Raw genomic sequence first — 17,875 nt, 5'->3', positions numbered from 1 at the left:
GCCCCTCTCCCCTCGCGGGAGAGGGGTTGGGGAGAGGGTGTGAGAGTGGACCAACACCCGTTCGCCAAGACCCTGCGCCAAACCATGACAGACGCCGAGCAACTGCTCTGGCGCCATCTGCGCGCCCGTCGCCTGAATGGGCAAAAGTTCCGTCGCCAGCAACCGATCGGCCCCTATATCGTCGATTGCGTGCATTTCGGCGCCCGGTTGATCGTCGAGGCCGACGGTGGGCAACACAACGGGAGCGATCGCGATTCCGTGCGTGACGCATGGCTCGAGCAGCAAGGCTTTAAGGTCATGCGCTTCTGGAACAACGACATCCTGCGGAATCCGGAGGGGGTGCTATCGAGCATCCTTGAGGCGCCGGAGCAGCCTGCACCCCCTCTCCCCCGGCCCCTCTCCCGCGAGGGGAGAGGGGAGTGAATAGATCAATTTCAGAGATCAATCGAATGTCCCACCTACCTCAAATCCGCATCCCCGCCACCTACATGCGCGGCGGCACCAGCAAGGGCGTCTTCTTCCGCCTGCAAGACCTGCCCGAGGCCGCCCAAGTGCCGGGCCCGGCGCGCGATGCCCTGCTGCTGCGCGTCATCGGCAGCCCGGACCCCTACGGCAAGCAGATCGACGGCATGGGCGGGGCGACCTCGAGCACCAGCAAGACGGTCATCCTGTCCAAGAGCAGCCGGCCTGATCACGACGTCGATTATCTGTTCGGCCAGGTGTCCATCGACACGGCCTTCGTCGACTGGAGCGGCAACTGCGGCAACCTCTCGGCGGCGGTCGGCTCCTTCGCCATCAGCGCCGGCCTCATCGATCCTGACCGGCTGCCGCGGGACGGCATGGCGAGGGTGCGCGTCTGGCAGGCCAATATCGGCAAGACCATCATCGCGCACGTGCCGATGACCGACGGCGCGGTGCAGGAGACGGGGGATTTCGAGCTCGACGGCGTGACCTTCCCCGCCGCCGAGGTGCAGTTGGAGTTCCTGGACCCGGCCGACGAGGGTGATGGCGAGGGCGGCGGCTCCATGTTCCCGACCGGCAACCTGGTCGATCACCTCGAGGTCCCCGGTGTCGGGACGCTCGAGGCCACCATGATCAATGCCGGCATCCCGACCGTCTTCGTCAATGCGGCGGCGATCGGCTACACCGGGACCGAGCTGCAGGACGCCATCAACGGCGATGCCGATGCCTTGAGGATGTTCGAGACCATCCGCGCCTATGGCGCGCTGCGGATGGGCCTCATCAAGGATGTCGCCGAGGCGGCGACCCGCCAGCACACCCCCAAGGTCGCCTTCGTGGCCCCGCCGGCCGACTACGTCTCCTCAAGCGGAAAGGCCGTCACGGCCGGCGATATCGATCTGTGCGTCCGCGCACTCTCAATGGGCAAGCTGCACCACGCCATGATGGGCACGGCCGCCGTGGCGATCGGCACGGCTGCGGCCATCCCCGGCACCCTGGTCAACCTGGCTGCCGGGGGAGGCGAGCGCACCGCAGTGCGTTTCGGCCATCCCTCGGGCACACTGCGCGTCGGCGCCGAGGCCCTTCAGGTCAACGGCGACTGGACCGTGACCAAGGCCATCATGAGCCGCAGCGCCCGGGTGCTGATGGAAGGCTGGGTACGAGTGCCCGGAGACGCTCTTTTGTAGTCTTGGACACATTCGCATTGATCGATCTGGCGGCGATCGGGATTCTGCTGATCGCCGCCTTCGTGCACGGCGCCTTCGGGTTCGGCTTCCCGCTCGTCGCCACGCCCCTGCTCGTGCTGGTCATGGACATGCGTGCGGCCGTGCTCCTGACCCTCATCCCGACGATTGCGATCAACCTGGTCAGCATCGCCGCCGAGCGACGCTGGCTCGAAGCGCTGCGCCGCTTCTGGCCCATCCCGGTCTTCACGATGGTGGGCAGCCTGATCGGCACGCGGGTCCTGCTGAGCATCGACCCGGAGCCCTTCAGGCTCCTCTTAGCCCTGGTCTTGGTCGTCTTCCTGCTCCTTCAGCGCAAGCGCGGCGACGGGCCCGAGCATCGGATCCCGCACTGGGGGCTGGCGGTGTTGGGATTGGGGATGGGCCTCTTGGCCGGTCTGGTGAACGTCTTCTCGCCCATCGTGGTTGCCTTCGCGCTCTACACCCGCATGCATCCGGGCCTGATGGTCGCGACCTTCAACCTGAGCTTCATCACCAGCAAGGGCGGCCAGCTGACCGGGTTCGCGTTACAGGACGCACTGGATCCAATCATCATCCAGCTCGCGCTGTTCGCACTGCCTGCGGTACTCGCCGTCTTGTGGATCGGGATTCGGGTGCGCCGCCGGCTCGATCAGGGGACCTATCGGCGCTGGTTGAACCGGGCGCTTTGGGCGATCGCCGGGTTGCTGATTCTTGATTCGTTCTGACAGCGATTGCCCCGGAAAACCACCGGCCGAATGCATCGAAGCCGCTCGGACGGTGCAGAGCACCTGTGCCGGAGCTGCGTCCGGGCTGGGCAGACGACCTATTTGGGGCCCTTGGCCGTGAAGGACTGGAAGGTCTCGACAACACGGTCCTGAATATCCTTGGCCCAAGGGGGCTGCGGCCAGTTCCAGCCAATCACGATACCGATTGCCACTGCGATGAGAACGGCGAACATCTGGTCTCCTCCGATGCGTTTAGGGGAATATCGAAACCACACAACCCGTTCCTGCATGAGGCTGCGTTCCCATTATCACAAAAAAGATATGGATTTATACCCTTTCAAACCGACCGAGCCGCCATGCCGTGCGGCTCAGTGCGGCTGCTCCGGACGAAAACCGAGGATCTGCAACACGACTCCCGTCACCGCTCCGCCGAGCATTCCGCCGAGGAACCCGGGAGGGACAGCGCTCAGGATCTGATTCGCGGAATCCTGGGCGTTGCTGCTCAAGAGGCTCGAGGTCGTACCGCCGACGATCCAAACACTCGCCCCGACCACGGCCGCAATGAGTCCCGCGACCACGGGCGCCGACAAGACCGCGGGAAACCACCGTGCACTGCGCGCCACCAACCAGCGCTCGGACACCTGGAAGAAGGTCCCCACCAGAGCCACAACGCCCGCCGAGAGCACGAACATGCTGGAGTGGATACCCAAGGAGGAAAACACGATCGCCATGATACCGCCGGCCAACACGCCCGCGATCAGACCCGTCAGCGTCTCGGCCAGCGGCCGACCTCCGCCGGTGATCATCCAGGCGTAGAACACGCCTGCGAGGATCCCGCCCGCGCCCGCTGTCCCGGCGATCCATAAGAGCTCGACACTGTGCCCGCTGACGATCAAATACCCGATGGACGCCAAAACGCCGGCCATGGCACCCATCAGCGCGACAGGCATCGCACTGTAAAAGGCCGATGTGGTCATGGCCGCAGCCGCCGCCGCGATGATCAAAGGCTCCCGGCCCGCCAGACCCAAAACAGCGAGGACCTGGTAGAGACCACCGAACAAGGCGCCGAAAAGGGCCCCCGCGAGACCCCAAATAAAGAGGGTCGTGATCATGGATGCAATCTTCTCCTTCGCTCGCATAGTCCCTCGGTCAGACGATTCGATGGTGCTTTGAACATCACGCCGTGCACGTCACCCCGGTGGCCTAAACCGCCCACGACACCGGGGTTGCGTTGATCACGGCGTGTCCGGACGAGTGCGCCACTATAGTCCAGCGGGGCTCGAGGTCATAGGCACGCTGCCGCACCGACACCGCAGGCCATTGATACCGCGATCCCGTCTCTCGGTATCCCGGGTGATCTCCATCCCAAAACCCGACGCGAGAGATTGCGCATCCCGCCGAAAACCGGTATCACTCGAGCCAACTCGCCCAGGATCCAGACCCAGGCATGTCAAAACAACCCGACAACGGCACGCGGCGCGTCATTCTCGGCGAGGAGCGCGTGTTTTACGACGGCTACTGGATCAAGTCCTACGAGCCGCCGAGCGACACCCTGGAAACCAAACGGCGGCTGATCCAGGCGCTTACGCGGCGTCTGTTCAATCACGTCGAGCACGGCATCAACATCCCGGGCTCCAGACTCGACGAGGCACGCGCGGCCTATACCGCGGAAACCGATCCTGAGCGCAAGCGGGTCAACGGAGCCATGTTGGCGGGAGCGCTCTTCAACCGAGCCGCGGATATCTTTACCTGTCTCGTCGAGCTGCAATCCGCCGGCGTCGAGATCGGCCCCGACAACAGTCTGATGCGTGAATGCGGACATTGCCTGCTCGAGGCATTGGACCTCGGAAAGATGGTCCGGCATCGCAGCGGAGACGAGGGGATCGACGAGTTGTGGGGCGAGCCGTTCAAGGCATTCTCCATGACGATCGAAGACTTCTACGACAGCCGGTACCTCAAGATCGCCATGACCATGCGCGATATCGATCGCATCGCGGTGGTCCTGAAAGACACCTTTGCGGACAGTCGCCAAATGACCGACATCGCTCCGAAGATCGACGGGTTGGCCGATGCCGCCAAACGCAAATGCGAGATACTGCGCACCGATCCGGCGATCTTCGATGTCTGGCCGACCTTCGCGGTCGCGATCGATCGACTCGGCCACATGAGCCCCGTCCTGCCCCGCGACGCGAGCGCCGAGGCCATGCGCGAGGCGATGGAAGGTCTCGCGCTGTTGCGCGACGGGACCGAGCTGATCGGCTCGATCGTGCGTGCACGGGTGCCGATGCCCAAAAGCACACGCGAATTTATCGATCGTTGCTTGTTGTTTCGAATGACCTTTTTCGGCGCCCCCGCGATCGCGAGCAACGCAGACACGACGCTCTGTCCGCCCGCCTCATGCCAAGACGACCTCCTCGAGGTTTAGCCGTGTGCGCCTCGAGCCCGGACAGCGGCCCCACGACGACCTAAAGGCAATGCTCGTCTACATCCACGGACTCAACAGCTCGAGCCGATCCTTCAAGGCCAATCGGCTTCGTACGTCACTGGACCCACATCCGGTCGTCGCCATCGACTATCCGGCGCACCGCCCGGCGGATGCCGTTGCCGCCTTGTCGGACTTTTTCACCACGCTTCTCGGGCGACACGAGGGCATCGCGCCGGCCGTGGTCGGGAGCTCCATGGGGGGCTTCTACGGCCAATATCTGGCGCGCCGGTTTCGGTTTTCCCATCTCTTCATGATCAATCCCGCACTCACACCCTGGAGCCTCTTTCGGGAGCACATCGGCGAGGTCATGACCACGGCCGACGGAGAGCGCTATCGGGTCAGCGAGGCATTGATCGAGAGTACCCGACCCTACGGCATCGCAGAACCCTGCGACGGCACTCCGAGCACCCTGTTTCTGGACCGCGGCGACGAGGTCATCGACGCGCGCATCGCCGAGCACCTCTACGCCGGGTGCGGCCGCCTCATGGTCTGGGAAGGCGGAGATCACGCCTTTCAGCATCTCGACGAAGCGATCGAGACGATCCGGGAGCATCTAAACCGCGCCCGGCGCGGTTTAGACGCCATCGATCGGACATCACCCTGATTCCTGCCCGCGCGATCCCGTGATCCGCCGGCAACATCTCAGGGGGCGCCGACACGAAACAACTGATCCACGATATGAAAACCGGCGACATAGGTGCCGATCCCGGAGCCCAGACTGCTGAAGAGGAACACCAGAAAGACCCGCGCGACACGGTTGCGCCACCAACCGCGCAGCGTCACGACGTCGAGACGCAGCCGGCCGAAGTCCGAGACCCGAGGCTTGCGCATCGAAAGCTCGACCGCACCCGTGACCATGCCGGCGCCGATGGTCGGGTTCAGCGATGTCAGCGGCGCGGCGAGAAACGCCGCAATCACCGTCAGGGGGTGTCCTCCGGCGAGCAACGCACCCAAAGCGGAAAGGCCGCCGTTGATGACGATCCAGGCCGCCACCAAGCCCCAACCCAGGGTGGTGCTTTGAGAAAAGCCATAGGCAAAGCCAGCCAGGATCAAGGCGACCAGACCCCATGCCAAGAATCGCGGCCAACGGCTCGGCCGGGGGACTTGCTCGAGCGCTCGCGTGACGGCGGCGGGGTCTACCGTGTCCGTCTCCAATGACTCGGCGATGCCCTTCAGATGCCCCGCACCGACAACAGCGAGGACCCGCTTCACGCCCGTCCGCGCAGTCTCGCCGCGTAATCTTGCGGCCATGTAACGGTCGCGCTCCTCGATCAGGGGGATAAACAAATCCCGTCGATCGTGAGCGAACTCGGCAAATGTCGTCTCCAGGACATCGCCCTCTTTGAGCCGCTCGATCTCCTCCTCGCTGACCTTCTCCGAGGTCAACATCGCGGCCAAGAGTCCCGTAAAGAGGGTGTAGCGTTTCCACCAGCCGAGATTCGACGAGATGCGTTTGAGGGTAACGCCGATCTCGCGATCGATCAGCAGGACCGGCAAACCCAATTCTTTGGCGACGCGGATCGCTGCGCGCTGCTCGGCACCGGGCTCGATCCCGAACTGATCGGCGAGGCGCTGCTGATAGGCCGACAAGGCAAGATTCGCGACGACCATGTAGACGCGCTGTTGGCGGATGACCGAAAAGAGGTCCATCTCGGACAGCGACTTGGGATCCATCAGCGCACTGAAGCGACTGCGGCACAGCTCCACGGCCACGGCGTCGTATTCCCCGCTCTGCAGCAGGGTTCGGACCTCTTCCTCGCTGGCGCGCGAGACGTGTGCAGTTCCGAGCAGCGTGAGCCGCACATCGGCGACGGCGATCTCGCGTTTTGGCTCGATGGATTCAGGCATAGCGTCTAGGGATCGGTTCGGGTCTGAAATCTCGGCCCGAGATGATAACCCAGATCGGGTGCCGGGCCCCGACGTTGGCGGCGCACGGGCTTCGCTCAGGAACGGTCCACGCATGGCTAAAATCATTCGACGCAAGACGACCCTTGCCACGACCATCGTTGTCGTCATCGACCGTCGATACGACGACAACGACAATGATCTCGGACGGTCTCGGAATCTCTACACCGCAATGCGGCGGCAAACCCAAGTGCACTCGGTATATCATGCCCACCGACATGAGATCGATGACCGAGGGCGTGATGGCTCAGCCGAAAGGATCAACGCAGTGGCCGAGCTCGACCGGGCGCAAGCTCGGCTTTGGCCCCCTGTTGCTTGCCGTGCTCCTGACAGGCCTGTGGGGCGTCGGCTGTGCCGTGGTCGAAAAGGACCGTCGCGCGGTGGCGCTTCAAGCCGCCACCAACGGCTATCAATCCGCTCTGCGCTGGGGCTATTACGAGACGGCGCTCGGATTCCTGCATCCGGATAAACGCAAAAGCGGTGAGCTTCCGGCCGCATTCGCCCAGTTGCGCGTCACCGGCTACGATGTGACACAACCGCCGGTCGTCCAAGCGGACGACAGCGCCACTCAGGTCGTCGTGATCGATTATCTGTTCGAGGACGCGCAGGTCGTCAAACAATTGACCGACCGACAAGTGTGGCGTTGGGACGCGGTGACGAACACCTGGTGGCTGGATTCCGGCCTCCCGAGATTCGCGCCGATCGGCACAGGCCGGGCGACCCGCTAGCCCGAGGCATGAGCACCGATTCGGGCCTCGGGCCCGCCACCCGCTTTCTGGTTGCCGTCGCGGCCTTCATCGTCGTCGTCGCGGGGATGCGGGCGGCGGCATCGCTGATCACGCCCTTTTTGCTCGCCGTCTTTATCGCCGTTATTGCGACGCCTCCGTTGCGCGAGCTGCGTGACCGGGGGCTGCCGAACTGGGCCTCGATGCTGCTGGTCGTCCTGGCGATCGTCGGCGTCGGCAGCGTTCTCGCGATCCTGGTCGCCGGTTCGCTGGATGGCTTCGAGGCCAGCCTGCCGGAATACCAGGGACGTCTGAAGCTGCTGATCGATGACCTCGCAGGATGGCTCGACGGCATCGGCTTTCATACCTCGCGCGAGGCCCTGCAAACCTACATCGACCCCGCGCGTGTCTTGGAGGTGGCGGGAGACCTGGTCTCGGGACTCAGCGGCGTGCTCGCCAACGCCTTTCTCATCCTGCTGACCGTGATCTTCATCCTGCTCGAGGCGGCCGGGCTGCCCGCCAAACTGCGGGCCGCGCTGACCTCGCCGGAAACCTCGACCAAGCAGATGCATGTCGTCCTCGACAGCATCAACCGCTACATGGGGATCAAGAGCCTCACCAGCCTCGGAACCGGCCTCGTCATTTGGGCCTGGCTGACGATCTTGGGGGTGGATTACGCGGTACTCTGGGCCTTGATCGCCTTTCTGCTGAACTTCGTCCCCACGATCGGCTCGATTCTGGCCGCGATTCCGGCCGTCTTGCTTGCTCTGGTGCAGATCGACCTGCAAACCGCACTCCTTGTCGCGCTGGGCTACTTGGTGGTCAACACCCTGGTCGGGAGCATCCTGGAGCCAAAGATCATGGGATACGGTCTCGGGCTCTCCACCCTCGTGGTGTTTGTCTCCTTGGTCTTCTGGGGATGGGTTCTGGGACCGGTCGGCATGTTTCTGTCCGTCCCCCTGACCATGTCGCTCAAGATCGCGCTGGACACCAACCCGCAAACACGTCCGATCGCCATCATGCTGGGGCCCGAGATCAGGGCGCCGCATCGACACGGCACGATCGGCCTCCCCGATTGACGACGCCGGCAGGTGCCCTCGGCGAGGCGGCGGAGTCACGGAGAAGTCGGCACAGGCGCCCCGCCGACGTTCAGGCTCAGACCTAAACCGCCTCGAGAGCGAAATGCTCCTTCTCGAGTGAGTTCGAGGTTTGGTGCGTCCATGACTTTTAGCGGAGACGCGATTTAAAATAATATATTTTTTAATATCTTAAACCGCGCCAGCCCCAACGGTCGTCAAGTCTGCTCAGGCCGATGCCATCCAAAAACATCGCATGCCGCGCTGGGCGCGGTTCTAAGACCCGGAGACCAGCTTCAACCCCACGATGCCCAGCACGATCATCCCGACGAAGAGAAAACGCAGCAAGGTCGCCGGCTCGGCGAACAGGACAATCCCGATGGCAAAGGCCCCGACGGCGCCGATACCCGTCCAGACGGCATAGGCCGTGCCCATTGGAATGCTCTTCTGTGCGACGAGCAAGCAGGCGCCGCTCGCCACGATGCAGATCACGGCGAAACCGATCCAGCCCCAGCGCAGCCCCGAATCGGTCATCCCGAGCTTCAGGCCGACCGGCCAACCCCATTCGAAGATACCGGCAACAACGAGATAGACCCAAGCCATAAGCGATCCCCAACCGACATCTCCATGCGACGGTGCGACGGCGCAACGGTCGCCGAGCCTCGAGTGATCATGAATGCAACAACGCGCGCCCCATCCGGGGAAACCGAGGTCGTGTCGCTGCACCGACGACGCGAGCGCGGAACACCCGCGCGCACGGGTGTTCCCAAGGGTTTGAGCGGCCCGCTGCCTAGGCGTCCGCGAACATCGCCTCCAGACGTTCGATCTCGGCGCGCAACGTCTCGGAGAGCGAATCCTTCATGGCCGAGAGCTTGTCCATCAGCTCACGCGCCATCTCTTCCTTATCCTCAGCCAAGAAGCTCTTGACCTGCTCGATCATCTCCTTCGCTTGCGTCTCGGCACGAGCGCGCACGACCTCGGTTTGCTCCATCGCCGAAGTTGCAGCCTCCGTAGCGGTATCCTTGGCCGCAGTCGCTGCAGCGCCGACACGATCCGAGGCATCCTTAGCCGTCTCGACCGCCCGATCGAGCAGCGTCGGCTCCTCCGCGCCGGGAGCGGCGACCTCCTCGACCGGCGCTTGCTCCTGACCGCAGGCAACCAGCCCGATGGCCGCACATGACACGATGACGGCCGACAGGATCTGTCTCTTCATCTCGGTCTCTCCGTTGCTGTTGAAGGATGGAAAGTATATACCGAGGGCAACCGGCTTTTTCGGAAAGCAGGTGCGTTGCGCCTGTGCTCGGTATACTCAAGCGGTCCTTGTCCGCGCTTCCGCGCGAATCGTTCGCCGTCGCGCGACCGTACAAGACTCCGACATGCGCAGACTCCGCCGGGAAGGGCGCGGCGTCGGCTGCCCCGACCTCCCGAGCACGGCGGTCTTCCGCGAGCCCGACGCCACCCTTGCCCGTTCGACCCACCCGAGGACCCGTCTCGATGAGCAACCTGCTCGCCGTCTTCCTAGTTCTTCTGCTCGGCTGGTTTTGGCTCGACAGCATGCGCGCGCGCGAAATCGCAACGGAGGTCTGCAAGAGCGCCTGCAAACAAAGGGAGCTTCAATTTCTGGATCAAACGGTCGCCTTACGGCGACTCGGTCTCGCCTGGCGGTCGGAAGGCTTGAGGATGCGCCGCATCTATCGTTTCGACTTCAGCGAAGAAGGCGTCGGACGCCGCAGCGGTTATCTGGTGATGCGCGGAATGACGCTCGAGGATCTAAGTTTCGGCCTACCGACACGGGTCCGGGACGCATGAGCCGCACCAGGATGGACGAGCGGCACGCCCACGGAGCTTGGGCTTCGCGCGCACCCGAAATACCGCTGCCTGCGTGGTTCGGCGTGCTCGGCGCCGCGCGGGTGCGATCGCGGCAAGGGAGTGGGCGACGGGCGCATCCGGGTGGCGCCGATCAAGGGGCAATACCGTAGACTGTGTTTACTTGACGACCTTCAGCGTCGGTCCGCCTGCCTTGCCTTTGCCTTTTCCCGAGGGCGATTTCGGCCCTTGGGGATTCGGGATGACGGCCTGTGGTCCACCGACCGATCGCGGTTTGCTCCGCTCGCGCTCGAGGTGTGCACCGGAATCGGACTCCGACTCGGGCTCGCCGGGAAGCGGATAGGCCAGCTCGGGAAAGACCATCCCTTGACCGTTCTCGCGCGTGAAGATACCCAGCACCGCGTCGACCGGAAAATAGACGTCGCGAGCCACACCGCCGAAACGCGCGTTGAACTCGATCTGCTCGTTTCCCAGGACCAACGAACGCACGGCACTCGGCGAAAGATTGAGCACCAAACGCTCGTCCTCGACGAACTCCTTCGGTGCTTGGACCCCTGGATAGCGGACATCCACCACCAAATGCGGCGTCATATCGTTGTCCAGGATCCACTCGTAGATCGCCCGGATCAGATAAGGCTTGGTCGAGGTCATCGTGTCGATCTCACTGTCCATCGCGCCCTCCGTCAAGACACGTCCGCGACCATCTCCTTCTCGGCCTCGGTGAGGCTCTTGCGAAAGGCGTCGCAAGCAAAGATGCGTCGCATATAAACCCGCAGCGCCTCGGCCTGTGGCGGCAGCTCGATGCCGAGAACAGGCAACCGCCACAAGAGCGGGGCGATGCAGCAGTCCACCAGGGAGAACTCATCGTTCATAAAGAAGGTATGCGCACCGAAAACCGGCGCGGTCACGGCCAGGCTCTCGCGCAACTCCTTGCGCGCCTGTTCCGCTTCCGCCGGACTCCCCAACCGAATACGGCCCATCAGGGTGTACCAATCGCGATCGATGCGGTACATGAACAGCCTCGCACTGGCACGCGAAACGGGATCCACCGGCAGCAACGGAGGGTGAGGGAAGCGTTCGTCGAGATACTCCATGATGATCCGCGACTCGTAGAGGCGCAGATCCCGATCGACAAGCGTCGGCACGGTCCCGTAAGGGTTGAAGTCCATCACCTCGCCCGGGAGGTCGTTCGCATCGACGTCGACCACGTCGACCGAGATACCCTTCTCGGCGAGCACCATCCGAACACGGTGGCAGTAGGGACAGGTGGGATCGGAAAATAGCGTCATCACGGATCGTCTACTCGCAGCCACAGCCATTCTTCCCTTCTCCAGCATGTGGACAAAGCCCGGGCGGGCCCGAGGAACAGGTATCGCCGACCGTCCGGGTCAGCTGCCTTGAGCATTGCGCTCATGTGTGAACAGTACATGGGAGAGCCGGCACGGAGGCAGATGATTGCATCCGTGCCGTCGAACGCAGACGGGCGCATCGGACTCGCCAGGCGAGTCCGATGCGACAACTCAACGACGCTTAGTGAACGTCTTTCCAATATTCCTTCTTCAGCGCAAAGGCCACGATGAAGAAGAGACCGAGGAACAGCAGGACATAGATGCCGACCTTGCGCCGCTCCATCTGGCTCGGCTCACCCGCGTAGGCGAGAAACGCGGTAATGTCCCGCACCATGTTGTCGTATTCCTCGGGCGCCAGGCTCCCCGGCTGCGTGAGCTCCACGCCGGCGATCGTCGGCTCGTGGCCGGCATGCTCTTCGACGATCGCCTCCTGCACACCCTGCAGATCACCCAGGACGTGAGGCATACCGACCAGAGGGAAGATCACGTTGTTCACGCCGTAAGGGCGGGTCGGATCCGAATAGAAGCTCTTCAGGTAGGTGTAGACCCAATCCGGGCTGCGCCAGCGCGTCACCAACGTCAGGTCGGGAACGGCCGTGCCGAACCACACCTCGCCGTCGGCGGGCCGCATCGAGTTCGTCATCATGCTGGTCGGCTGGGCATCGCCGAACAGCAGGTTTTCGCGCAGCGCCTTGTCGTCGATCCCCAGATCGTCCGCCATGCGCGAGTAGCGCATATGCTTGAGCGAGTGACAGGCCATGCAATAGTTGACGTAGTACTTCGCCCCGCGCTGGAGAGAGGCCTGATCGTTCAGATCGATGTCGGCCTTCTCCAACTCGACATGGCCGCCCGCGGCGAAGCCCACGGCGGGCAGCAACAGAGCCAAGGTGGCAATAATCAGCTTTCTCATGAGGTCACCCTCTCCGGAACGGGCTTGGTCTTGTCGATCGAGCTGTAGATCGGCATCAGCAGGAAAAAGGCGAAGTAGATGGCCGTAAAGATCTGCGACAACAGGGTCAGGAAGGGATCGACCGGTTGCAGTCCGAGCCAGGCCAAGACGATGAAGGAGAGCGCGAACAGCCCCGTCATGACCTTGAAGATCGGGCCTTTGTAGCGCATCGACTTGACCTTGCTGCGGTCGAGCCAAGGCAGCGCGAAGAGGATCAGGATCGCCGCGAACATCACGAGCACGCCCGGGAACTGGGATCCATACATCGGCGGCACCGCACGCAGCATGGCGTAAAACGGCGTGAAGTACCAAACCGGCGCGATATGCGCGGGGGTCTGGAAGGGGTTCGCCGGCTGGAAATTCGGTGCCTCGATGAAGAGCCCACCCATGGTCGGGGCATAGAAGACGATCGCCGAGAAGATCGCCAAGAACACGACCACGCCGACCAGATCCTTCACCGTGTAGTACGGATGGAAGGGGATCCCGTCCGCCGGCGCCTTGTCGCTCCAGCGATTGCCCTTGGGGCCCTCCTTGATCTCGACACCGTCCGGATTGTTCGAGCCGACATGATGGAGTGCAACGATGTGCAGGAACACCAAGGCCGCCAAAACAAACGGCAAGAGGAAGTGGAAGGCGAAGAACCGATTGAGCGTCGTATCCGAGATGACGTAGTCACCGCGCACCCAGACAGCGAGATCGTCGCCGACGACCGGGACCGCCGCAAAGAGATTCACGATGACCTGTGCACCCCAGAACGACATCTGTCCCCAGGGCAGGAGATAGCCGAAGAAGGCGGTCGCCATCATCGCCAAATAGATCACGACACCGATGATCCAGAGCAGCTCGCGCGGCTTGCGATAGGAGCCCCACAGCAGTGCACGGAACATGTGCAGATAGATCACGATGAAGAAGGCCGATGCGCCCGTGGAGTGGATGTACCGAATCAGCCATCCCCATTCGACGTCGCGCATGATGTATTCGACCGACGCGAAGGCATCGGCAGCGGACGGCTTGTAGCTCATCGCCAACCAGAGGCCCGAGACGATCTGGATGACCAGGGTCAGGATCGCCAGCGAACCGAAGAACGACCAGAAATTGAGATTTTTCGGGGCGTAATACTCTGAAAGATGTGCCTTCCAGGTCTCCGTCAGCGGGAATCGCTTATCGATCCAGCTGAGGTTCTCGGACTTTTCTGCGCTCATCAAGCAGCTCCTCGATCCTCACCGACCAAGATGGTGGTGTCATTGATGTAGGTATGCACAGGAATCACCAGATTTGTGGGGGCCGGAACACCCTTGAACACCCGGCCGGCCAGATCGAACCGAGAGCCGTGGCAGGGACAGAAGAAGCCGCCTCGCCACTTCGCGCCGAGATCGTCCGGGGCAAACTCCGGCCGGAAGGTCGGAGAGCAGCCCAAATGCGTACAGATCCCGATAACGACGAAATATTGCTCTTTGATCGAGCGCGTCGCATTTTGACAATACTCGGGCTGCTGCGGCACGGCGGATGCCGGATCGACCAACTCGCCGTCCAGTGTCGGCAATGCCTCGAGCATCTCCGCCGTACGACTTACGACCCAAACCGGTTTACCGCGCCATTTGACGCGAAGAATCGCACCCGGTTCCAACTGGCTGATGTCGGCCTCGACCGGCGCACCCGCGGCGCGTGCCTTGGCGCTCGGGTTCATCGATGCAATGAAGGGTACGAGGGCGAAGCCGGCTCCGACGGCTCCGACCACGCTGGTCGCGGCGACAAGCACACGCCGCCTGGTTTTGTTCACGCCTTGTGCGCTCATAAGCCACTAACCCCCGGCTGGCGCGAGCCCCCGACACAGCTTATCGGCTGGCGGCCCGCGCATGTTCATAAGTAAGGAAGATCAGAATATGCCAATTCTCTACAAAATCGACCGGGCATTGTCTTGTATTCCGGTCGGATCGGTCAAGACAAAGCCGCACGCGCTTAAAGCCATTCTCCGCTCAGGCCGGGTTATCGATCTCGATGAACCGATGCTCCAACCCGAATCGTTCCGCAAGGTGCTCGCCTAGGGCCTGAACCCCGTAGCGCTCGGTCGCATGATGGCCGGCCGCGACGAAGGCGATCCCGAGCTCACGCGCCGCGTGGGTCGTTTGCTCGGAGATTTCGCCGCTTAAAAAGGCGTCGACACCGAGCGCGGCCGCCTGCTCGATGTATCCTTGCCCGCCGCCGGTGCACCAGGCGACCCGATCGACGCGCTCGCGACCCGCGGCAATCAAGGTCGCAAGTCGCCCCAATCGCTCCGAGACCTGCGCGGCGAGCGCATCCGGCGAGCAGCCCCGGCTCAAGCGCCCGGACCACAAGAGTCCTCGGCAATCGCCCGCGGGTTCGGCATCGACCCATCCGAGCCTTCGCGCCAAGGCGGCGTTGTTGCCGACGACGGGATGCGCGTCGAGGGGCAGATGATACGCGATCAGGCTGGCCCCGGCCTTGAACAATTGCCTTGCGCGCTGCCCCTTCATGCCGACGAGACAAGGGGCCTCGCTCTTCCAGAACCACCCGTGGTGGACCAAAATCGCGTCCGCACGCCATGCGCTCGCAGCCTCGATCAAGGCAGCACTTGCCGTCACTCCGGTGGCCAGCCGCGTGATCGAACGTTCGCCTTCGACCTGCAAGCCGTTCGGCGCGTAGTCGTCGAAATCACTCGCGGCGAGAAAACGATCGCAGTAAGCGACCAATGCGTCAGGATTGACCATGGTTTAGAATCGCGCTCGGATGAAGGGCCGATATCTCGGCGCCGTCGCCGGAGTTTCCCGTGGCCACGTAGCTTAATCGGATGATCAAGACAGGTCCAACCACCCTTCTGATCGCGGCCCTCGTCGGCGGGGCCTCCGGCTCCGCACTGACGCTGTGGCTGGCCCCGCCCGGACCGGACGTGTCGTCGCCGCAAGAGACCGCGATGACGGTACCGGCTCGGAGCGAGGACCTGCCGACCTTCGCAAACGCGGTTGCACGGGTCGCTCCCGCCGTCGTCAGCATATTCACGACCCAAGCCGAGTCGGCAGCTGCCTCGGCGACCCTGCCGCCCTATCCAGGACACCGCCATGGATTACCGGGGGCAGCCGCCTCCCGCACCGGGCTGGGCTCGGGGGTGATCCTTTCGCCTGACGGTTTCATCCTGACCAATCGGCATGTCGTGCAGGGCGCGGAGCTCGTCCGCGCCGTGCTGGCGGACGGGCGCTCGTTTGCGCTGGCCCTGGTCGGAGTCGATGCGGATACCGACCTCGCCGTCCTCAAGGCCGATGCGCAGGGACTGCCTGCAGCGCCGATCGGGCGCGCACAGGCCCTGCGTGTCGGCGATCTCGCCTTGGCCATCGGCAATCCCTTCGGCGTCGGTCAAACCGTCACCATGGGGATCGTGAGCGCGACCGGACGCAGCGAGCTGGGCATCACCAGCATCGAGCGCTTCATCCAGACCGATGCCGCCATCAACCCGGGCAATTCGGGCGGCGCCTTGATCAACTCGCAGGGCGAGCTCGTCGGCATCAACACCGCGATCTTCACCGAAACGGGCACCGCCCAGGGCATCGGCTTCGCGATCCCGACCGAGATTGCAATCGATGTGGCGCGTGCCCTCGCCACACAGGGTCAGGTGACCCGCGGATGGATCGGCCTGAGCGGACGCAGCGTGACCCCGGAGCTGGCCGAATCCTTCGGCCTGCGAGCAGGACACGGGGTACTGGTCGCTTCGACACTGCGCGACAGTCCGGCTGCGCAGGCCGGTCTACGTCCGGGAGACGTGGTGACGCGGATCGACGACCGGGACGTCGCGACGGTGCAGGAGCTACTGGATGCCGTCGCCGGCGCAGGACCCCGGACCGCCCTGAACCTGGAGATCTGGCGCGGCAGCGAGCGCATCCTGACGCGGGCGACCACCGACACCCGCCCGCCGCCGCCGGAGTGATCCGACGGCAGCGGCCCCGCCGTGATGCCACGGCTCGAGCGAACATCACCCCGCGGGGGTCGACCCCGTCGCGACCAGACCGTCCAGCACCGGCAAGACACGGGTGTCCAACAGGCGCGACAGGCCCTCGAGCTCGGGATAATGGCCCGACACCTCTCGGACATAGCCCAGTGTGCGCGGGATATCCGCGAGATAATGCGGTTTTCCATCGCGACGATTCAGCCGCGCAAAGATCCCGCAGGCCTTCAGATGACGCTGCACGCCCATGAGGTCGAGCCAGCGCAGAAAAAGCCCGAGATCGTCGCCTCGGAGCACGCCGCTGCGACGCGCGCGACGGAAATAGCCCGAGGCCCAGTCGGTCACTCGCTCCACCGGCCAGGCGATGTAGCAGTCACGCAGCAGGGAGACCAGATCGTAGGTGACGGGCCCCGCCACCGCGTCCTGAAAATCGAGGATACCGGGGTTGCCCGCCTCGGTCAGCATCAGGTTGCGCGAGTGATAGTCGCGATGAACGCAGACCCGCGGCTGCTCCAAGGCGCTCGCTACAAGCCGATCCTCCACGACGGCGAGCGCGGCGGATTCTTCCGGCGCGAGCACGAAATCCGGCAGCGATCCCAGAAACCACTCCCTGAAAAGACCCATTTCCCGACGCAAAAACGGCTCGTCGTAGCTCGGCAGGCCAGTTGTCGGAACGCGCGCCTGGATGATCGCCAAGGCGCCAAGTGCGTCGCCGTAGAGCCGATCGGCCGTATCGTCGGTCAGCTCCCCGAGATACACCCGATCCCCGAAATCGGTCAGCATGAGGAAGCCGTCGCCGCGATCCTCCGCATAGATCTCGGGCGTATTGAGGCCGACCGCGCGAAACCGTCGCGACAGATCGGCGAAACGTCCGCAGTCCTCGAGATCGGGAGGCGCATCCATCAGCACGCGCGTGGTATCGGCCTGGATGAGCCGCCAATAGCGGCGGAAACTCGCATCCGAGGACGCGGGCCGCAGCTCGAAGTCGTCCGACCCCAAGATCTGCCCCGCCCAGAGGCGCATACGTTCGAATCGATCAGACACGTCTACCCCGATGAGTCAGGTCGGTGCCGCAGCCCCGGAGCGGCCCGCGACAGGTTCAAGATTGCTGAGCTTCTGCAGATGTGCCATGGTTGCAGGTTCATGCGAACCCGTCCACCGATCCGAGACCCCGACCTTGGACCGCCGCCGGCTTGAGTCGACCTGACATCCAAC

General features: G+C 63.6%; 21 protein-coding genes. 9 read left to right on the top strand and 12 right to left on the bottom strand.

Going from position 1 to position 17,875, the window contains the following annotated elements; genetic code table 11:
• Positions 1 to 45: 45 nt before the first annotated feature.
• The 3 genes from THIMADRAFT_RS02690 to THIMADRAFT_RS02680 are packed head-to-tail and all read left to right on the top strand — an operon-like array spanning position 46 to position 2,389.
• Positions 46 to 423 carry an endonuclease domain-containing protein gene (locus tag THIMADRAFT_RS02690; protein WP_007191422.1) on the top strand — a complete coding sequence of 126 codons (378 nt, stop codon included), beginning with the start codon at positions 46 to 48 and terminating at the stop codon, positions 421 to 423.
• Positions 424 to 449: 26 nt separating this feature from the next.
• Positions 450 to 1,646 (top strand): 2-methylaconitate cis-trans isomerase PrpF, encoded by a 1,197-nt coding sequence (prpF, locus tag THIMADRAFT_RS02685; protein ID WP_007191421.1) that lies wholly within the window; start codon positions 450 to 452, stop codon positions 1,644 to 1,646.
• 2 nt (positions 1,647 to 1,648) lie between these two features.
• The gene (locus THIMADRAFT_RS02680; RefSeq protein ID WP_040729446.1) at positions 1,649 to 2,389 is read left to right on the top strand and encodes a sulfite exporter TauE/SafE family protein; all 741 of its coding nucleotides are present in this window, start codon (positions 1,649 to 1,651) and stop codon (positions 2,387 to 2,389) included.
• A 98-nt stretch (positions 2,390 to 2,487) separates the two neighbouring features.
• Here the strand turns inward: THIMADRAFT_RS02680 and THIMADRAFT_RS28185 are convergent, their stop codons facing one another.
• Both THIMADRAFT_RS28185 and THIMADRAFT_RS02670 read right to left on the bottom strand, forming a co-directional pair.
• Positions 2,488 to 2,622 carry a hypothetical protein gene (locus tag THIMADRAFT_RS28185; protein WP_007191419.1) on the bottom strand — a complete coding sequence of 45 codons (135 nt, stop codon included), beginning with the start codon at positions 2,620 to 2,622 and terminating at the stop codon, positions 2,488 to 2,490.
• A 135-nt stretch (positions 2,623 to 2,757) separates the two neighbouring features.
• On the bottom strand, positions 2,758 to 3,501 hold the full coding sequence (locus THIMADRAFT_RS02670) for a spermidine synthase (RefSeq protein WP_233490162.1): 744 nt from the start codon (positions 3,499 to 3,501) through the stop codon (positions 2,758 to 2,760).
• 335 nt (positions 3,502 to 3,836) lie between these two features.
• On the opposite strand from THIMADRAFT_RS02670, the gene THIMADRAFT_RS02665 reads away from it, so the two are divergent.
• On the top strand, positions 3,837 to 4,814 hold the full coding sequence (locus tag THIMADRAFT_RS02665; RefSeq protein WP_007191417.1) for a hypothetical protein: 978 nt from the start codon (positions 3,837 to 3,839) through the stop codon (positions 4,812 to 4,814).
• 49 nt (positions 4,815 to 4,863) lie between these two features.
• A complete protein-coding gene (locus THIMADRAFT_RS02660) occupies positions 4,864 to 5,478 on the top strand; it encodes a YqiA/YcfP family alpha/beta fold hydrolase (RefSeq protein ID WP_040729440.1) in 615 nt (204 codons plus the stop codon).
• A gap of 38 nt (positions 5,479 to 5,516) precedes the next feature.
• Here THIMADRAFT_RS02660 and THIMADRAFT_RS02655 read toward each other — a convergent pair whose 3' ends face one another.
• Positions 5,517 to 6,722: a TraB/GumN family protein gene (locus THIMADRAFT_RS02655; RefSeq protein WP_007191415.1), complete on the bottom strand. Its 1,206-nt coding sequence runs from the start codon at positions 6,720 to 6,722 to the stop codon at positions 5,517 to 5,519.
• A 299-nt stretch (positions 6,723 to 7,021) separates the two neighbouring features.
• Here THIMADRAFT_RS02655 and THIMADRAFT_RS02650 point away from each other — a divergent pair, with 299 nt between their 5' ends.
• Positions 7,022 to 7,507 carry a hypothetical protein gene (locus THIMADRAFT_RS02650; RefSeq protein ID WP_007191414.1) on the top strand — a complete coding sequence of 162 codons (486 nt, stop codon included), beginning with the start codon at positions 7,022 to 7,024 and terminating at the stop codon, positions 7,505 to 7,507.
• Between the two features lie 8 nt (positions 7,508 to 7,515).
• Complete coding sequence (locus THIMADRAFT_RS02645) at positions 7,516 to 8,583, top strand: AI-2E family transporter (protein WP_007191413.1); 1,068 nt, start codon at positions 7,516 to 7,518, stop codon at positions 8,581 to 8,583.
• A 273-nt stretch (positions 8,584 to 8,856) separates the two neighbouring features.
• Here the strand turns inward: THIMADRAFT_RS02645 and THIMADRAFT_RS02640 are convergent, their stop codons facing one another.
• Both THIMADRAFT_RS02640 and THIMADRAFT_RS02635 read right to left on the bottom strand, forming a co-directional pair.
• A complete protein-coding gene (locus THIMADRAFT_RS02640) occupies positions 8,857 to 9,183 on the bottom strand; it encodes a DMT family transporter (RefSeq protein WP_007191412.1) in 327 nt (108 codons plus the stop codon).
• 187 nt (positions 9,184 to 9,370) lie between these two features.
• Positions 9,371 to 9,793 (bottom strand): hypothetical protein, encoded by a 423-nt coding sequence (locus THIMADRAFT_RS02635; RefSeq protein WP_007191411.1) that lies wholly within the window; start codon positions 9,791 to 9,793, stop codon positions 9,371 to 9,373.
• 281 nt (positions 9,794 to 10,074) lie between these two features.
• Between THIMADRAFT_RS02635 and THIMADRAFT_RS02630 the strand changes: the two genes are divergently transcribed.
• Positions 10,075 to 10,389: a DUF3301 domain-containing protein gene (locus tag THIMADRAFT_RS02630; protein ID WP_007191410.1), complete on the top strand. Its 315-nt coding sequence runs from the start codon at positions 10,075 to 10,077 to the stop codon at positions 10,387 to 10,389.
• A gap of 177 nt (positions 10,390 to 10,566) precedes the next feature.
• Here the strand turns inward: THIMADRAFT_RS02630 and THIMADRAFT_RS02625 are convergent, their stop codons facing one another.
• From THIMADRAFT_RS02625 to THIMADRAFT_RS02600, 6 genes are all read right to left on the bottom strand, one after another.
• Complete coding sequence (locus THIMADRAFT_RS02625) at positions 10,567 to 11,079, bottom strand: ClpXP protease specificity-enhancing factor (RefSeq protein ID WP_007191409.1); 513 nt, start codon at positions 11,077 to 11,079, stop codon at positions 10,567 to 10,569.
• Between the two features lie 11 nt (positions 11,080 to 11,090).
• Complete coding sequence (gene sspA, locus THIMADRAFT_RS02620) at positions 11,091 to 11,726, bottom strand: stringent starvation protein SspA (protein ID WP_007191408.1); 636 nt, start codon at positions 11,724 to 11,726, stop codon at positions 11,091 to 11,093.
• A 211-nt stretch (positions 11,727 to 11,937) separates the two neighbouring features.
• On the bottom strand, positions 11,938 to 12,666 hold the full coding sequence (locus THIMADRAFT_RS02615) for a cytochrome c1 (RefSeq protein WP_007191407.1): 729 nt from the start codon (positions 12,664 to 12,666) through the stop codon (positions 11,938 to 11,940).
• On the bottom strand, positions 12,663 to 13,907 hold the full coding sequence (locus THIMADRAFT_RS02610) for a cytochrome b (RefSeq protein WP_007191406.1): 1,245 nt from the start codon (positions 13,905 to 13,907) through the stop codon (positions 12,663 to 12,665). The genes THIMADRAFT_RS02615 and THIMADRAFT_RS02610 overlap by 4 nt, the downstream gene beginning before the upstream one ends.
• Entirely contained in the window at positions 13,907 to 14,500 is a 594-nt protein-coding gene (petA, locus tag THIMADRAFT_RS02605; protein ID WP_007191405.1) for a ubiquinol-cytochrome c reductase iron-sulfur subunit, read from the bottom strand. The genes THIMADRAFT_RS02610 and petA overlap by 1 nt, the downstream gene beginning before the upstream one ends.
• Before the next feature lie 181 nt (positions 14,501 to 14,681).
• Complete coding sequence (locus tag THIMADRAFT_RS02600; RefSeq protein WP_007191403.1) at positions 14,682 to 15,434, bottom strand: Nif3-like dinuclear metal center hexameric protein; 753 nt, start codon at positions 15,432 to 15,434, stop codon at positions 14,682 to 14,684.
• Positions 15,435 to 15,514: 80 nt separating this feature from the next.
• Here THIMADRAFT_RS02600 and THIMADRAFT_RS02595 point away from each other — a divergent pair, with 80 nt between their 5' ends.
• On the top strand, positions 15,515 to 16,642 hold the full coding sequence (locus THIMADRAFT_RS02595) for a S1C family serine protease (protein WP_007191402.1): 1,128 nt from the start codon (positions 15,515 to 15,517) through the stop codon (positions 16,640 to 16,642).
• 45 nt (positions 16,643 to 16,687) lie between these two features.
• Here THIMADRAFT_RS02595 and THIMADRAFT_RS02590 read toward each other — a convergent pair whose 3' ends face one another.
• On the bottom strand, positions 16,688 to 17,683 hold the full coding sequence (locus tag THIMADRAFT_RS02590) for an aminoglycoside phosphotransferase family protein (RefSeq protein ID WP_007191401.1): 996 nt from the start codon (positions 17,681 to 17,683) through the stop codon (positions 16,688 to 16,690).
• Between the last annotated feature and the right edge of the window lie 192 nt (positions 17,684 to 17,875).

This window comes from Thiocapsa marina 5811, from assembly GCF_000223985.1.
In the GTDB taxonomy this organism is placed as follows: domain Bacteria; phylum Pseudomonadota; class Gammaproteobacteria; order Chromatiales; family Chromatiaceae; genus Thiocapsa; species Thiocapsa marina.
Note: the sequence above shows the minus strand (reverse complement) of the source record. Positions and strands in the feature narration are given on the sequence as shown.

Coding starts and splice junctions, on each gene's coding strand:
- prpF (WP_007191421.1), top strand. CDS start 450: ATGTCCCACCTACCTCAAATCCGCATCCCCGCCACCTACATGCGCGGC.
- THIMADRAFT_RS28185 (WP_007191419.1), bottom strand. CDS start 2,622: ATGTTCGCCGTTCTCATCGCAGTGGCAATCGGTATCGTGATTGGCTGG.
- THIMADRAFT_RS02670 (WP_233490162.1), bottom strand. CDS start 3,501: ATGATCACGACCCTCTTTATTTGGGGTCTCGCGGGGGCCCTTTTCGGC.
- THIMADRAFT_RS02665 (WP_007191417.1), top strand. CDS start 3,837: ATGTCAAAACAACCCGACAACGGCACGCGGCGCGTCATTCTCGGCGAG.
- THIMADRAFT_RS02660 (WP_040729440.1), top strand. CDS start 4,864: ATGCTCGTCTACATCCACGGACTCAACAGCTCGAGCCGATCCTTCAAG.
- THIMADRAFT_RS02655 (WP_007191415.1), bottom strand. CDS start 6,722: ATGCCTGAATCCATCGAGCCAAAACGCGAGATCGCCGTCGCCGATGTG.
- THIMADRAFT_RS02650 (WP_007191414.1), top strand. CDS start 7,022: ATGGCTCAGCCGAAAGGATCAACGCAGTGGCCGAGCTCGACCGGGCGC.
- THIMADRAFT_RS02645 (WP_007191413.1), top strand. CDS start 7,516: ATGAGCACCGATTCGGGCCTCGGGCCCGCCACCCGCTTTCTGGTTGCC.
- THIMADRAFT_RS02640 (WP_007191412.1), bottom strand. CDS start 9,183: ATGGCTTGGGTCTATCTCGTTGTTGCCGGTATCTTCGAATGGGGTTGG.
- THIMADRAFT_RS02635 (WP_007191411.1), bottom strand. CDS start 9,793: ATGAAGAGACAGATCCTGTCGGCCGTCATCGTGTCATGTGCGGCCATC.
- THIMADRAFT_RS02630 (WP_007191410.1), top strand. CDS start 10,075: ATGAGCAACCTGCTCGCCGTCTTCCTAGTTCTTCTGCTCGGCTGGTTT.
- THIMADRAFT_RS02625 (WP_007191409.1), bottom strand. CDS start 11,079: ATGGACAGTGAGATCGACACGATGACCTCGACCAAGCCTTATCTGATC.
- sspA (WP_007191408.1), bottom strand. CDS start 11,726: ATGGCTGTGGCTGCGAGTAGACGATCCGTGATGACGCTATTTTCCGAT.
- THIMADRAFT_RS02615 (WP_007191407.1), bottom strand. CDS start 12,666: ATGAGAAAGCTGATTATTGCCACCTTGGCTCTGTTGCTGCCCGCCGTG.
- THIMADRAFT_RS02610 (WP_007191406.1), bottom strand. CDS start 13,907: ATGAGCGCAGAAAAGTCCGAGAACCTCAGCTGGATCGATAAGCGATTC.
- petA (WP_007191405.1), bottom strand. CDS start 14,500: ATGAGCGCACAAGGCGTGAACAAAACCAGGCGGCGTGTGCTTGTCGCC.
- THIMADRAFT_RS02600 (WP_007191403.1), bottom strand. CDS start 15,434: ATGGTCAATCCTGACGCATTGGTCGCTTACTGCGATCGTTTTCTCGCC.
- THIMADRAFT_RS02595 (WP_007191402.1), top strand. CDS start 15,515: ATGATCAAGACAGGTCCAACCACCCTTCTGATCGCGGCCCTCGTCGGC.
- THIMADRAFT_RS02590 (WP_007191401.1), bottom strand. CDS start 17,683: ATGCGCCTCTGGGCGGGGCAGATCTTGGGGTCGGACGACTTCGAGCTG.